General features: G+C 72.4%; 12 protein-coding genes. 6 read left to right on the top strand and 6 right to left on the bottom strand.

Going from position 1 to position 13,867, the window contains the following annotated elements:
* Positions 1-99 precede the first annotated feature (99 nt).
* Together AB8735_RS32980 and AB8735_RS32975 are read left to right on the top strand one after the other, a co-directional pair.
* The gene (locus tag AB8735_RS32980) at positions 100-681 is read left to right on the top strand and encodes a TIGR03086 family metal-binding protein (protein ID WP_344027798.1); all 582 of its coding nucleotides are present in this window, start codon (positions 100-102) and stop codon (positions 679-681) included.
* Positions 682-750: 69 nt separating this feature from the next.
* Entirely contained in the window at positions 751-1,473 is a 723-nt protein-coding gene (locus tag AB8735_RS32975; protein WP_372411335.1) for a hypothetical protein, read from the top strand.
* Between the two features lie 36 nt (positions 1,474-1,509).
* Here the strand turns inward: AB8735_RS32975 and AB8735_RS32970 are convergent, their stop codons facing one another.
* Entirely contained in the window at positions 1,510-2,694 is a 1,185-nt protein-coding gene (locus AB8735_RS32970; protein WP_372411334.1) for a serine hydrolase domain-containing protein, read from the bottom strand.
* A 290-nt stretch (positions 2,695-2,984) separates the two neighbouring features.
* On the opposite strand from AB8735_RS32970, the gene AB8735_RS32965 reads away from it, so the two are divergent.
* From AB8735_RS32965 to AB8735_RS32950, 4 genes are all read left to right on the top strand, one after another.
* On the top strand, positions 2,985-4,238 hold the full coding sequence (locus AB8735_RS32965) for an MFS transporter (RefSeq protein WP_372411333.1): 1,254 nt from the start codon (positions 2,985-2,987) through the stop codon (positions 4,236-4,238).
* A gap of 85 nt (positions 4,239-4,323) precedes the next feature.
* Positions 4,324-6,714, top strand: a complete 2,391-nt coding sequence (locus AB8735_RS32960) for a phosphotransferase (RefSeq protein WP_372411332.1) — start codon at positions 4,324-4,326, stop codon at positions 6,712-6,714.
* Positions 6,715-6,860: 146 nt separating this feature from the next.
* The gene (locus tag AB8735_RS32955; protein ID WP_344027810.1) at positions 6,861-7,229 is read left to right on the top strand and encodes a hypothetical protein; all 369 of its coding nucleotides are present in this window, start codon (positions 6,861-6,863) and stop codon (positions 7,227-7,229) included.
* Between the two features lie 95 nt (positions 7,230-7,324).
* Positions 7,325-8,473, top strand: a complete 1,149-nt coding sequence (locus AB8735_RS32950) for a permease (protein WP_372411331.1) — start codon at positions 7,325-7,327, stop codon at positions 8,471-8,473.
* Positions 8,474-8,491: 18 nt separating this feature from the next.
* On the opposite strand, the gene AB8735_RS32945 is transcribed toward AB8735_RS32950, so the two are convergent.
* The 5 genes from AB8735_RS32945 to AB8735_RS32925 all read right to left on the bottom strand — a co-directional run bounded on the left by AB8735_RS32945 (position 8,492) and on the right by AB8735_RS32925 (position 13,814).
* Positions 8,492-8,800 carry a hypothetical protein gene (locus AB8735_RS32945; RefSeq protein ID WP_344027812.1) on the bottom strand — a complete coding sequence of 103 codons (309 nt, stop codon included), beginning with the start codon at positions 8,798-8,800 and terminating at the stop codon, positions 8,492-8,494.
* A gap of 98 nt (positions 8,801-8,898) precedes the next feature.
* Positions 8,899-9,552 (bottom strand): response regulator, encoded by a 654-nt coding sequence (locus tag AB8735_RS32940; protein WP_372411330.1) that lies wholly within the window; start codon positions 9,550-9,552, stop codon positions 8,899-8,901.
* 61 nt (positions 9,553-9,613) lie between these two features.
* A complete protein-coding gene (locus tag AB8735_RS32935) occupies positions 9,614-11,239 on the bottom strand; it encodes a sensor histidine kinase (RefSeq protein WP_372411329.1) in 1,626 nt (541 codons plus the stop codon).
* 170 nt (positions 11,240-11,409) lie between these two features.
* Entirely contained in the window at positions 11,410-12,663 is a 1,254-nt protein-coding gene (locus AB8735_RS32930) for an amidohydrolase (protein WP_372411327.1), read from the bottom strand.
* 185 nt (positions 12,664-12,848) lie between these two features.
* Positions 12,849-13,814, bottom strand: a complete 966-nt coding sequence (locus AB8735_RS32925; protein ID WP_372411325.1) for a PrsW family glutamic-type intramembrane protease — start codon at positions 13,812-13,814, stop codon at positions 12,849-12,851.
* Positions 13,815-13,867: the final 53 nt, after the last annotated feature.

Below are 13,867 nucleotides of genomic sequence, written 5' to 3'. Positions count from 1 at the left end.
GGACCGGGCGCGACCGGTGCGACTTGTGCGACCGGTCGCGCCCGGCCCGGACCCGCTCGCGCGCTCGCGGCGGCCGCGGCGCACGGGGAGCATGGGGTCATGGCCAAGGAGACCCGGGGCGAGCTCCTCGCCCGGCATCAGGAGTCGCTCGCCCTGTTCGGGGAGCGGGTGCACGCCGTCCGCCCGCGCCAGTGGGACGGGCCGACGCCGTGCACCGAGTGGACGGTGCGCGACCTGGTGAACCATCTGACCGCCGAACAGCTGTGGGTGCCACGGCTGTTGGACGGCGCGACGATCGAGGACGTCGGCGACGAGCTGGACGGGGACGTGCTGGGCGACGATCCCGCCGGCGCCTGGGACGCGGCCGCCGGGGCCGCCGTGGAGGCGTTCGCCCGGCGGGGCGCGCTGCGCCGCAGCGTGCCGCTCTCCTACGGCGAGACGGGCGCGGACGCGTACTGCGCGGAGATGACCGCCGACGCCGTGGTGCACACCTGGGACCTGTCACGGGCGATCGGCGCCCCGGAGCGAATGCCGGACGAGCTGGTGGGGGCGGCGGGGCGGGTGTTCGGGGCGTACGGGGACGACATGTCCCCGACGGGCCTGTTCGCCGCCCCGGTGCCGGTGCCGGAGGGCGCGGACGCGTGGACGGCGCTGCTGGCCCGGCTGGGGCGGCGGGTCTGACCTTCCGGTCCCTCCCGGGTCTTCTCCCGGGTCTTCTCCCCGCCGGGGTGGCTCCGCTATAAGGAACGGATGAGTTCTCCTCCCTGCGCGGTGCGACGACGTGCCGTGGTGCGGGCGATCGTGGCTGCGGGGGTCTGTGCGGCGATGGTGAGTTCCTGCGACAGCGGTTCCGACGGGCGCGACGACGCACGGGCCGCGGCCGACTCCGCGGCGGCCGCCTCCGCCGCGCCCGGTGCGGACACCCTGATGATCATTCGTCATGCGGAGAAACCGCGCGAGAAGGACGACGGGAAGAAGCCGCCGTTCGGCGTGACCGAGGACGGCGAGCAGAACGAGCACGCCCTGGTGGTGCGCGGCTGGCAGCGGGCCGGCGCGCTGACCGGCCTGTTCGCCCCGGACGGCGGGGCGTCGCCGCGCCCGGGCCTGCGGCGCCCGTCCGCGGTCTACGCCGCCGACGGCCACGACGGCGGCAAGGGCCTGCGGCCCGCCGAGACGGTCGCCCCGCTCGCGGCGAAGCTGGGGCTGCGGGTGAACACGGACTACGGCCAGGGGGACGAGTCCGCCCTGGTCAAGGAGGTCTCCGGACGGCACGGGGCCACCCTCGTCTCCTGGGAGCACCACCGGATATCGCACATCGTCAAGAAGCTGGGGACGGTCCGTCCCGCACCGCCCGACGCCTGGCCGGACGACCGCTTCGACCTGGTGTGGGTGTTCACCCGGGAGGGCAAGGGGTGGCGCTTCCAGCAGGTGCCACAGCTGCTGCTGGCGGGCGACCGGTCGGACCCGGCGTAGGGGCGGCCCACGCCGGGTCCGGGTGCGCCGGGGTGCCTACTTGGGGCAGAACTCGCCCCGGAAGACGTCGTTGTAGGGCTTGGTGGAGTCCAGCCAGTCGCCGTTGATCTGGAAGGTCAGCGCGTGCTTGCCGTCCCGCGTGACCGCGGTGCTGGTCAGCGAGCCCCAGACGATGCCGTCGTGGCCGTAGACCTTAACACCGCAGGGCAGCGAGCGGACGATCAGGCCCAGGCCGTAGTCGAACGGGACGTCGTTGTTGGTCCCGTCCTCGGCCGGGACGGTGGTGAGCATCGCGTCGAGCTGCTTCTTGGGGAAGAGCCTGCCGCCGAGCAGGGCGCCGAAGAAGCGGTTGAGGTCACCGGTGGTGCTGATCATCTCGCCCGTGGCGCCGGACCAGGCCGGGTTGTACTCGGTGGCGTCGTAGATCTCCGGGCCGGGGTTCGCGGCGTAGAGCTTGGAGTAGCCGACGGGGTGCGGGGCGGGCATCGTGGGGTCGGTGCCGGGGAAGGTCGTCTGCCGCAGGCCGAGCGGCTTGACGATCCGCTTCTCGGCCTCGCGGGCCCAGGCGTTGCCGGTGACCTTCTCGATGACCATGCCGGCGATCACGAAGTTGGTGTTGGAGTAGTGCCATGCGGTGCCCGGCGCCCAGTAGGGCGGGTACTTGAGGCCCATGGCCACGATCTGCTCGGGCGAACGGTACTCGTAGCGGTGCTCCAGGAAGCCCGGCCCGTTCATGTAGGCGTTCCACTCCGGCGTCTCGACCATGTCGTGGATGCCGCTGGTGTGGTTGAGGAGCTGACGGAGCGTCACCTTGTTGCCGTCGTAGCCGTTGCCCTTCAGCAGCCCCGGCAGCCAGCGCTCCACGGAGTCGTCGAGGCACAGCTTGCCCTCGGCCTCCAGCTGGAGGATGACGGTGGTGACGAAGGTCTTGGTGATGCTGCCCGCGCGGATGTGGTCCCGGTCGGTGCGCTTGGTCTTCGTCTTGGTGTCGGCGTGGCCGGCGGATCCGAACCACTCCCCGTCGGGGGACGAGGTCTGGGCCGCGACGCCCGGCATGCCGGCCGCGACGAGCCCGTCGAGGGCCTCCTGCGTCCGCTGGTGCGCCCCCTTCGCGGCGACCGGCGCCGCGGTAGCGGGCCCGGCCAGGGCGACCGCGCCGACCACGAGCGCGGCGGTGAGGCCAAGCGCCCTGCCCCGTATACGGAGTGAGAGTTTCCGCATGTAAATCCCCTCAAAAGCACCACAGGTTGAGTGGCTCAGCAATGATCACAGGCCCACGCAGTATAGATTGACCAGTTCTTGACCAACCGAATATTCCGGGCCACGTGGCATGCGACATCACTGCACATATCCGCGCCCTTCGCCCAACTCCCCTGCGCTCAGGGCAGGATGACGTCCCCGTCACCGGAACCCTTTCCGCCAGTGATCGTTCTTGTGGGTACGCCGCGGCGTGGGGAGCGTCCGCGGAATGTCAAGTCCGGTCGCATCGCGTACCGGGAGGGGAGCCGGACGTGGCGCACGACACCCCGGCGGGCGGCAGCCTGTGGCGGCACCGGGACTTCCTCCACTACTGGAGCGCCAACGCCGTCGACCTCGTCGGCAGTGGCGTCACCCAGGTGGCACTCCCGCTGATCGCGGTCGTGACCCTGCACGCCTCCGTCTGGCAGGTCGCGCTGTTGTCGTGCGCCCAGAAGCTCCCGCCCCTGCTGGTGTCGCTCCCCGCCGGAGCCCTGGCCGACCGGTACCGCAAACATCCCGTGATGGTGGGCGCGGCCCTGGTGAGCGGCGCCGCGTTCGCCACCGTCCCCCTGGCCGACGCCCTGGGCCGGCTGTCGCTGGGGCAGCTGTACGCGGTGGCGCTGGTGAGCGCGACCGCGGAGGTCTTCGGCTCCACCGCCCGCATCAGCTTCCTCCCCTCGCTGCTCCCGCGCCGGCTGCTGCTGGAGGCCAACTCCAAGCTCGGCGGCGTCAGCTCCCTGGCGGACAGCGCCGGATCCCAGCTCGGCGCCGCCCTCGTCACCGCCCTCGGCGCCGCCCGGTCCGTATGCCTGGACGTCGCCTCCTTCCTGGCCTGCGCCCTCCTCCTCGCCCGCATCCGGAACCCCGAACCGGCCGCCGCACGGCCCGCGGGCACCACCACGTTCCGCGCCGAGATCGGCGAAGGACTGCGTTACCTGTGGTCCCACCCCACAATCCGGCCGCTGGTGCTGGCCGGCACGGCGTACGTCACCGTCGTCGCCTTCCTCACCACGCTGTGGTCCGTCTACCTGCTGCGCGACCTGCGCTACTCCGGGGAGGCGCTGGGCACGACGCTCGGCGTGGCCGCGCTCGGCGGCTTCTGCGGAGCGCTCGTGGTCCGGCCGCTCGTCGCCCGGTACGGCCCGGCCCGCGTGATGCTCACCTCCCTGGCCCTGGCCCCGCTCACCGAGGTGCCGCTCCTGCTCGCCGCACCCGGCCGCGCGGGACAACTCGCCATCGGACTGGGGCTGTTCGTGCAGCTGGGGTGCGCCGTCGCCCAGGGCTCGACCCAGCGCAGCATCCGGCAGGCCGTCTGCGACCCGGCCCTGCAGGGCCGGGCGTTCGCCACGAGCCGGTGGGTCATCTACGGATCCCAGCCCCTGGCCGCCCTTCTCGCCGGAGCCTGCGGGACCTGGCTCGGCCTGTGGAACGCCCTGGCCCTCGGCACGCTCGCCCTGGCCGTCCCGTTCCCGGTCCTGTTCGCCTCCTCGGTCCGGACCCTGCGCCCGGACCTCGTACACCCGTGAATCCCCGGATCCGCGAAGCCCTCGTCCAGAACCCTCGATACGCCTTCGATACGCACTCGATCGCACAGAAGAAAAGTGATGCCGTATGAGTCCAGGGGAAAACCCCGGGCCAGCACGCCGGTCCCGCTCCACCGGCAAGTACGTTCCCGCCAGGGGGATCTACACGGAGTCGGCCCGCCTCCAGCGGCTCGACTGGCTCCGCGCCACGACCCGGCTGGACCTGGACTCCCTCCAGCACACCGGGCTCGACGCCGGGAGACTGACCGGGAACGTCGAGGGGTTCGTCGGCGGCGTCGAGATCCCCGTCGGCATCGCCGGACCGCTGCTGTTCCTCGGGACGAACGTCCGGGGAGAGATCTACGCGCCCATGGCGACGTCGGAGGGCGCGCTGGTCTCGTCGGCGACCCGCGGGGCCCTGGCCGTCAGCATGGCGGGCGGAGTGAGCACCCACGCCGTCTCACAGAGCATGACGCGTGCGCCGGTGTTCGCCTTCTCCAGGATGACGGGCGCCGTCCGCTTCGCCTCGGCGGTCCGCGGGCGCCTGGACGAACTCCGCGGCGTCGTCCGGGAGGTCTCGCGGCACGCCCAACTCGTCTCGCTCGAACCCGCGGTGCTGGGCAGGACCGTCCACCTGCGGTTCACCTACACGACCGGGGACGCGGCGGGCCAGAACATGACCACCGCCTGCACCTGGCACGCGTGCCGGTGGATCCTGGACCGCCCCGAACTGGCCGGGCCGGACCTGGAGTCGTTCATCGTCGAAGGGAACACCTCCGGCGACAAGAAGGCGTCGTACCAGGCCATGGCGGCCGGCCGCGGCATCAGGGCGACGGCGGACTGCGTCCTGCCGGGCGGCGTCGTCGAACGCGTCCTGAAGACCACACCCGACGAACTGGTCCGGGGCTACCACCACATCGCGGCCGGGGCCGTCCACAGCGGCGTGATCGGCTCCCACGCCAACACCGCCAACATCGTCGCGGCCGTCTTCGCCGCGACGGGCCAGGACATCGCCTGCGTCCACGAGTCCGGCGCGTCCCAGTTCATCCTGGAACGGACGGCGGACGGCGTCCATGCGAGCATCACCCTCCCCGGCCTGGCGATCGGCACGGTCGGCGGCGGCACCCACCTTCCGGTGCAGCGCGAACTCCTGGAGGTCATGGGCTGCGCGGGACAGGGAGGCACGGCACGCCTGGCCGAGATCATCGCCGGCTTCGCCCTCGCCCTGGACCTCTCCACCGTCTCCGCGGCCGTCTCCGGGCAGTTCGCCAGTGCCCATGAGCGCCTCGGGCGCAACAGGCCCGTCGACTGGTTCCGGCTCGACGAACTCGACGCCCCCTTCTTCGAGTCCGCCCTGGGGCACGCCGCGGCGCCGGACGTCACCGTGAAGGACGTCGCGACGATCGAGATCCCCATGGGCCCCAGCGTCCTGTCGGAGCTGACCTCCCGGACCGTGAACAAGTCCGTCGGGCTCTTCCCGATGCAGATCAGGGTCGACCGCGGCGGAACGGAGGAGAAGGTCGACGTCATGGTCAAGGTCAAGCCCACCGACCGGGAGGTCATCAAGATGGCCGGCCTGGCGGCCGCCCACTGCGGCGGGCCGGTGGCGACCCACTACCGCAGATTCGACCGGCGCCTCGGCTTCGTCGGCTGCGACGTACGGGAGTTGGCCCTGTACGAGCAGACGGATCCCCGCTTCACCCGCCTGGTGCCCGGGCTCCACCGGACGCTCCGCGACGACCGGCGGGAGACCTACGTCATCGTGATGGAGTGCCTCGACGGCATGGAGCTGATGGAGACGTCGGACCGTGCGCGCGGGTGGTCGCGCCGGCACCTCGGGATCGCGCTGCGCGACCTCGGGCAGCTCCACTCCGTCTGGTACGGCAGGGAATCCGCGCTGGGCCGGATGCCATGGATCGGGCACGTGCCGAACGCCGCGGACATGGTCGGGATGCGGGACCTGTGGCTGGCCCTGGCCGACCACTCCGCGGAGGAGTTCCCCGAACTCGTCGACGGGCACCACCACGACCGGATCGTCTCCTACGTCGCGACGGCCGACCGCTGGTGGCCGAGGATCGAGGCGATGCCGAGAACGCTCGTGCACAACGACTTCAATCCCCGCAATCTGGCCATCAGGCCGGACGGCAGGCTGTGCGCCTTCGACTGGGAACTCGCCACCCTGCACATTCCCCAGCACGATCTGGCGGAGCTGCTCTGTACCGCTCTGGACCCCGCCGACATCAACGGCACGGTTGTCAGGGAGCTTTCGGAAATCCACCGGAAGTCCCTGGAGACGCAGGCGCGCACCGTCATCGACCGGAACATGTGGGAATCCGGGTACCGGCTCGCCCTCAGGGATCTGGCGGTGAATCGCTTCGGGCTCTACTTCGTGGCGCACACGGTCCGCCACTACGGATTCCTGGAGCAATGGTGGCGGAATCTCTGGGCGTTGATCGACCTGGCCGAAGAAGTCCGTTAGTCCACAAGTCCACCAGTCCACGAAAACTGAATTCCCGTTCATCGGACGGTAGCCGTAACCGCGACCACTCCGCCCCGTTAGGCCATATGAATGACGGGCGGCGTCCACAACGGTACGCCGCATCCTTCGAAGAGACAGGGCAACCAGTGGGTGCACTGAAGCGATTCGCGGTTCTTTCCGGCCTGGCCGTGGCGGTTCTGGCCTCCCCCGCCGGCCTCGGGGCCGCGAGCGCCGACACGATCGACCTGGGGGCGGGCGGCCTGCTGTCCAACATCGACGGCAGGAACTCCTCGGGCCACGCCAACCTGTGCGGCACCGGCCGGGTCAGCGTGCTCAACGAGCGGACGTGTGTCACCCGGCACAGCTCCCACCACGGCGGCCGCCAGCTGACCGGCCCGAGCGGCGGTCTGCTGTCCAACATCGACTCGCGCAACGCCTCCGGCTACAGCAACAACTGCGGCAGCGACACCATCGGTGTTCTCAACCACACCACCTGCGTCGTCGAGGAGAAGTAGAGCGGCACAGGGCGGAGGGGCGTCCGGCGAGCGCCGGGCGCCCCTCCGCCCTGTCCTCCCCCTCCGGCCGGGCACCGGTGGCTAACGTGACCCCCATGCAGGCCCTCGCCCTTGCCCTCACGCATGCCCTCACGGTCGCCGGTTCGATGGCCTGGGAGATCACCTGGGCCCTGGTGCTCGGCTTCGCGCTCTCCGCCGTGGTGCAGGCCGTCGTCCGCCCCGCCACGGTCGCCGGAGCGCTCGGGAACGCCCGTCCGCGCACCCTCGCGCTGGCGGCCGGACTGGGCGCGGCCTCGTCGTCGTGCTCGTACGCGGCGGTGGCGCTGGCGCGTTCGCTGTTCCGCAAGGGTGCCGACTTCACCGCCTGCATGGCCTTCGAGGTGGCCTCGACCAATCTGGTCGTCGAACTCGGCGTGCTCCTGGCCCTCCTGATGGGCTGGCAGTTCACGGTGGCCGAGTACGCCGGGGGCACAGTGATGATCGCCGTACTCGCGCTGCTGTTCCGGGCGTTCCTGCGCGAGAACCTGCTGGCGGAGGCCCGGGCCCAGGCGGACCGGGGGCTGGCGGGGGCGATGGAGGGACACGCGGCGATGGACATGTCCGTGCGCGGCGAGGGGCCGTTCGTCCGTCGGCTGCTGTCCCCCGCGGGCCTCACGGCCACCGCGCACGTCTTCGTCATGGAGTGGGCGGCGGTCCTGCGCGACCTGGTGCTGGGCCTGCTGGCCGCCGGGGCGGTCGCCGCATGGGTGCCCGACTCCTTCTGGCGGGCCTTCTTCTTCGACGGCCACCTGCTGGCCGCCCGGGTGTGGGGGCCGCTGATCGGGCCCGTGGTGGCGATGCTCTCGTTCGTCTGCTCCATCGGCAATGTGCCGCTGGCGGTGGTGCTGTGGAAGGGCGGCATCAGCTTCGGCGGCGTCGTCTCGTTCGTCTTCGCCGACCTGCTGATCCTGCCGATCCTGGGCATCTACCGGAAGTACTACGGGACGCGCACGGCGCTGTTCCTGCTCGCCACCTTCTACCCGGCCATGGCCGTCGCGGGGTGGCTGGTGGAGGCCGTCTTCGCGGGCCTGGGCCTGGTGCCGGGCCGCGGCGGGGCCGCGGTCGCCGGGTCCGGCGTCACCTGGGGCTACACGACGTTCCTCAATATCGGCTTCCTGCTGCTCGCCGCCGTGCTCGTGGTCCGCTTCCTGGCGACGGGGGGCGCGGGCATGCTGCGCGGGATGGGCGGCCCGCCGCCCGCGTGAGACGGGCCGCCCGGGAGGTCAGCCGAAGCGGACGCTGGAGAAGTTCAGGCCCTTCGGGCCCTCCTTCCCCGGGGCGAGGCGGGTCGCCTTCCCGCTGCACTTCTTGCCGCTGAAGACCGTGGCCGGACCGCCCGTCCCGTTGTGCGGGCTCTTCGCCCCCTGGCTCATGTCGAAGCACTTGCCGTCCGGCGGGTCCTGGACGAAGAACGGCCGGCCGCCGGACTGGAAGGTGAACGGCCCCTTGGCGGCGGAGGCGTCCATGGGGAGGGTCAGGACGAGGGCGAGCCCGGCGAGAGCGGTGAGGACCGGACGGACAAGACGCATCATTGATCCATTTCTCGTGCGGTCGTACGAGGACGTTCGGCCCGAAAAGGGCCTTCACGCACTCAACGACCCGCGCCGCCGCGCGATACGCACCCCGTCCGTCACCGCCCCAGCCCGGCGTCCCGCGCCAACAGGGCGGCCTGGACCCGGTTCTCGCAGTCGAGCTTGGCCAGGATCCGGCTGACGTACGTCTTCACCGTGGCCTCGCTCATGTGCAGCCGCCGCCCCGCGTCGGCGTTGGAGAGCCCCTCGCCGAGCAGCTCCAGCACCTCCCGCTCCCGGCCGCTCAGCCCCGCCACCCGCGCCCGCGCCTCCTCGCCCCGGTCCTCGGCGGGACCGGCGGCGAGGGAGTCCGCGACGTGCCGGGTGGCCGCGGGCGACAGATACGCGTTGCCCGCCGCGGCGGCGCGGACCGCGCCCATCAGTTCGCCGGGGGCCGAGTCCTTGAGGAGGAAGCCGGCCCCGCCGTGCCGCAGGGCGCGCAGCACGTTCTCGCGCTCGCCGAAGGTGGTGAGGATCAGGACCCGGACGCCCGGGGCCGTCCGGCCCAGTTCGGCGAGTGCGGTGAGCCCGTCCATGACCGGCATCTGGATGTCGAGCAGCGCGACGTCCACCAGGTGCCGCCGCGCCAGCTCGACCGCCTCGTGCCCGTTCGCCGCCTCGGCCACCACTTCGATGTCGTCGGCCGAGGTCAGGATCATCCTGATGCCGGCCCGGATGAGCGGCTCGTCGTCGGCGATGAGGACGCGGATCACGGGGGTCTCCTGATAACTGATGTCTGCTGAGCGTCTGTCGGCCGATCGTTGTTGACGACGGCTAGTCGTTCCTGACGACGAACTCACGCTTTTCGATCAGTTTCCCGCCCTTGAAGCAGAAGCGGTACACGCGGTCCCGGTCGATGTCGTCCGGGGAGTCCGTGGACAGCAGCGAGAGGCACTGCGCCCCGGCGGGCTCGGCGGGCCCCTTGCCCTTGACCCCGGAGGTCAGGAACGACTCCCCGGAGGGCAGCTTCTTGCGCACGGCGTCCTCGGACGTGCCCACGGTGATGGAGCGGTAGACCCCCGGGTCGATGGACGCCTTCTTCATCTCGTCGAAGAGCTTGCCGACCCCCAGCACGGCCAGCACGGCCAGACCGGCGAGGATCAGCAGACCCACCCCGCAGCCGACCAGGCAACCCCGGCTCCTCCTGACACTCATGATGTTCTTGAACTCCTCACGCGGATCGAGCGGGTCGATAACCGGTTCGTCACCGACCCGTTGACCGTCGCCCGGAGCCGTCGCCGGAGGCTGCCGCCGAAGGTCGTCGCCCGCCCCGACCAAGGTCGTCCCCGGCCCCGCGCCGTACGGGAGCACTCCCGCGAGCCGGAAGCCGCCGTCCTCCACCGGCCCGGAGCGCACCATCCCGCCGGCCAGCCGGGCGCGTTCCCGCAGCCCCGTGAGCCCCTGGCCGCCGCTCACGGCGGCCGTTCCCGCGGCGCCGCCCTTGGGCACCGGCCCGTTGACGACCTCCACCACCAGCGAGTCCGCCTCGTAGTACAGGCCGACGGCGATCCGCGCACCGGAAGCGTGCTTGAAGGCGTTGGTCAGCCCCTCCTGGACGATGCGGTACGCCGCGTGGTCGGCCGGAGCGCCCAGCGGCCGGGGCTCGCCGGAGCGGACGAGCCGTATGTCCGTCCCCGCGGCGGCCGCCGACTCCACGAGCCCGTCGATGCCGGCCACCACCCCGGATTCGGCACGCGCCTCCTCCACCGCGCCGTCGTCCACCGTGCCGTCCTTGAGGACGCCGACCACCGCGCGCAGTTCGTGCATGGCGGCCACCGACGCCTCGCGCAGCACCCCGACCGCCTCGCGCTGCTGCTCGCTCAGCCCCCGGGACACCTCCAGGGCGCCCGTCTGCACGGCGATCAGCGCCAGCTGGTGGCCGAGGCTGTCGTGCATGTCCTGGGCGATCCGCTGCCGCTCGCGCATCCGCGCCTGGCGGGCGATCATCTGGCGCTCGCGCAGCAGCTGGGCGTTGCGCTCGTGCAGGGTCCGCATCAGGGCCCGCCGCTGGCTCCAGTAGCGGCCGGTGATGCCCGGGACGACCGCCATCACCAGGAAGAGGAGGACGGAGAAGGCGATCGCCACCGCCGACCTGTTCTCAAGGAGGTTGATGGCCTCGAACGCCACGAAGGACGCGGTGAAGGCCGCCGACGCCCGCAGCACCCCCTTGATCCGGCGGCCCGCGGACCAGGCGGCCACGATCAGCAGGAGGCCGCCGCTCGTCGCCGCGTCCAGCGCCCCGGCGGCGATCAGCACGGTCGCGGGCAGCGTGCGCCGCACCAGGGAGAGCACAGCGATGGCGAGGGCGAACAGCAGCGTCCTGAGGAGGCCCTCACCGGTCAGGTACTCCGCGGAGCCGGTGAGCAGGGCGAGCCCGGCGGCCAGGGCGGTCTCGCCCACCACCCGCCGGCGTGACCACTGAGCCGGATCGATCCACCGCGCCCAAAGATCACGAGCCCCATGCGTCACACCCATAAGGTGCAGCCTAAGCAGGCCCGCCCGGTCCCGGCGTGCGCCGAAGGTCGCGGGGCCGTTCCACGAAAGTCGTACGCCGGGGTCGTACGCCGGGGTCAGCGGCGCCCGCGCGGGGGACCGCCCAGCCAGGCCAGGGCGCCCGCGACGAGGGCGGTCACCCCGGTGGCCAGGGTGGGCTCGACGACCGGTGCGAAGTACGGGGAGTGCGGGGCGGGGATGTCGCGGGCCGTGGTGCCGGCCTTCTCCGCCCGGGCGTACGCCTCGGGGTCGCTGCCGCCCAGGAGCCAGTGGCAGACAGGGGCACGGGCGGCGGCGCCGAGGACCCCGAGGTCGTCACCGGCGGGCAGCGGCCCGGGGTCGGTCACGTTCTCCAGGCCGAGGACGGACCCGACGGCGGCCATGGTGCGCTCCGCCGCGTCCGGGTCGTTGACCAGGACCGGGCAGGAGTCGAGCGGGGTGACCTCCGGGGGCCTGTCGGCACCGGACGCGGCGGCCTCGGCCCGGACGATCCGCTCGATCGCCGCGAGGACGCGCTTGCGCACCCGGCGGTCGTAGGTGCGCACGTCCAGCCGCATCTCGGCCTCGTCCGGGATCAGGCCGTCGTCGGCGCCGGCGCGCAGCGAGCCGACGGTGACGATCGCGGTGTCGCGGCCGGCCACCTCCCGCGAGACGACCGTCTGGAGCCTGAGCACCGCGGCCGCGGCCATCACCACCGGGTCCACGGCGGCCTCCGGCACGGAGCCGTGCCCGCCCCGCCCGGTCAGCCGCACATGCAGGGAGTCGGCCGCCGCGAACGCCGGGCCCGCGTGGCAGCCGACCGTCCCGGCGGGCAGCGCCGCCATCCGCTGTCCGAGCACGGCCTTCGGCCGGCCGAACCGCTTGAAGAGCCCGTCCTCGACCATCGCCTTCGCGCCCTCGCCGGTCTCCTGCGCGGGCTGGAAGACGGCGACGACGGTGCCGGACCAGTGCTCGCGCCCCTCCGCCAGCAGCCGCAGCGCCCCCACCAGGCAGCTGGCGTGCATGTCGTGGCCGCAGGCGTGCATCACGCCGTCGGCCGCCGACGCGTGCGGCAGACCGGTGCGCTCCTGCACGGGGACGGCGTCGAAGTCGGCCCGCAGCAGCACCGTGGGACCGGCGCCGCGCTTGAGGACGGCCACCACTCCGGTCCGGCCCACGCTCTCGGTGACGTCGTAGCCGTAGGAACGGACCTTGCGGGCGACCTCCGCGGCCGTCCGGTGCTCGGCGAACGACAGCTCGGGATGGGTGTGCAGGTCGCGGTAGAGCGCCGCGAGCTCCCTGCGACGGGCCTCGTCGAGACCGGCCAGCACCTGTGTGATCGCGTCCGCCATGCCCGCACCTCTCGCTCCGGATCGGCTCCCCGCGGGTCGACTCTCGCGCGGGGGAAGGGTGTCCGCCACTGCTCGGGGGCCGGTGCCGCCCGGGCGCGGGGCCGCGGGCTTGGCGGACGCGGTCGCGGGGCCGCCCCGGCCGGTTGCTCCGGACGGTGGACGGCGGCCACGGATGCGGTCCGCGGCTACGGACCCGGTCTGCGGGCCGCGCGGGCCGTCGCCAGCAGCCAGCCGATGCCGAGCAGGCCGACGACCACCAGGCCGCCGTCGGAGAAGAGGGTGTAGAGGTGCTTCTGCTCGACCGTCGGACGCGGCAGATAGCCGTACTCGAACAGGGTGCGCTCGTAGCCGGTCGCCGTCAGCTGGTACACCAGCCAGACAGCGATGCCGTTCACCGAGTCCCACAGCGCGTGCAGGACGGACACGCCCAGATAAGTGGCCCATACCCGGCCGGTGAGGTGGAAGCGGCCGTCGCGGCGGCAGCCGAACAGGGCGCCGCCGAGGATCGCGGTCCACAGCCCGTGCCCGAACGGGGCCAGCAGCCCGCGCAGGACCTCCGTCTCGACCAGGCCGCGCAGCGAGATGGTGCCGCGTACGGTGAACAGCGCGTTGAACGCGTAGCCCGAGCTCTCGAAGGCCGCGAAGCCGAAGCCGACCGCCGCGCCCAGCACCAGGCCCGCGCGCACCCCGCGGATCTCCCGGCGCCGGCGCACCAGCAGGACCAGGGCGGCCGCCTTGACGGCCTCCTCGATGAGACCCACGCCGAGGAAGAGCCATACGGAGGGGTGGAGCAGGTAGTACTCCAGGACGGACGCGCCGAGCACGCCGAGCACCCCGCCCACCACGAAGCAGCTGATCAGCAGGCCCGCCCCGAGCTCCCGCCCGTACCGCTCCGCGGCCCACAGCGCGAAGCAGCCCGGGGTGAGGAAGCTGCCGAGCAGGATGAGGGTGGGCAGCAGGTTGGTGTTCTGGGTGGTGACGGTGACGACGACGGCCAGCGCCCAGAGCGCCAGCCCCCCGAGCAGACACCGCAGCCACAGGTGGGAGACGGGGTGGGCGGGTGGGGACGGGGGCGTCGGAGGCGCTGGTGGCGGAGGTGGTGGTGTCCGGGGCGGCCAGTGGGGTGGCTGCGGCGGGTGGGGCGATGACATATGGCCCATCAGACCCCGGGGGCCGGGGGCGCGCGCTTGTTGCGGGGCGTCCG

This window comes from Streptomyces luteireticuli, from assembly GCF_041519305.1.
Lineage (GTDB): Bacteria > Actinomycetota > Actinomycetes > Streptomycetales > Streptomycetaceae > Streptomyces > Streptomyces luteireticuli.
The sequence above is the reverse complement of the archived record's forward strand: the minus strand, read 5'-3'. Positions and strand labels throughout refer to the sequence as shown.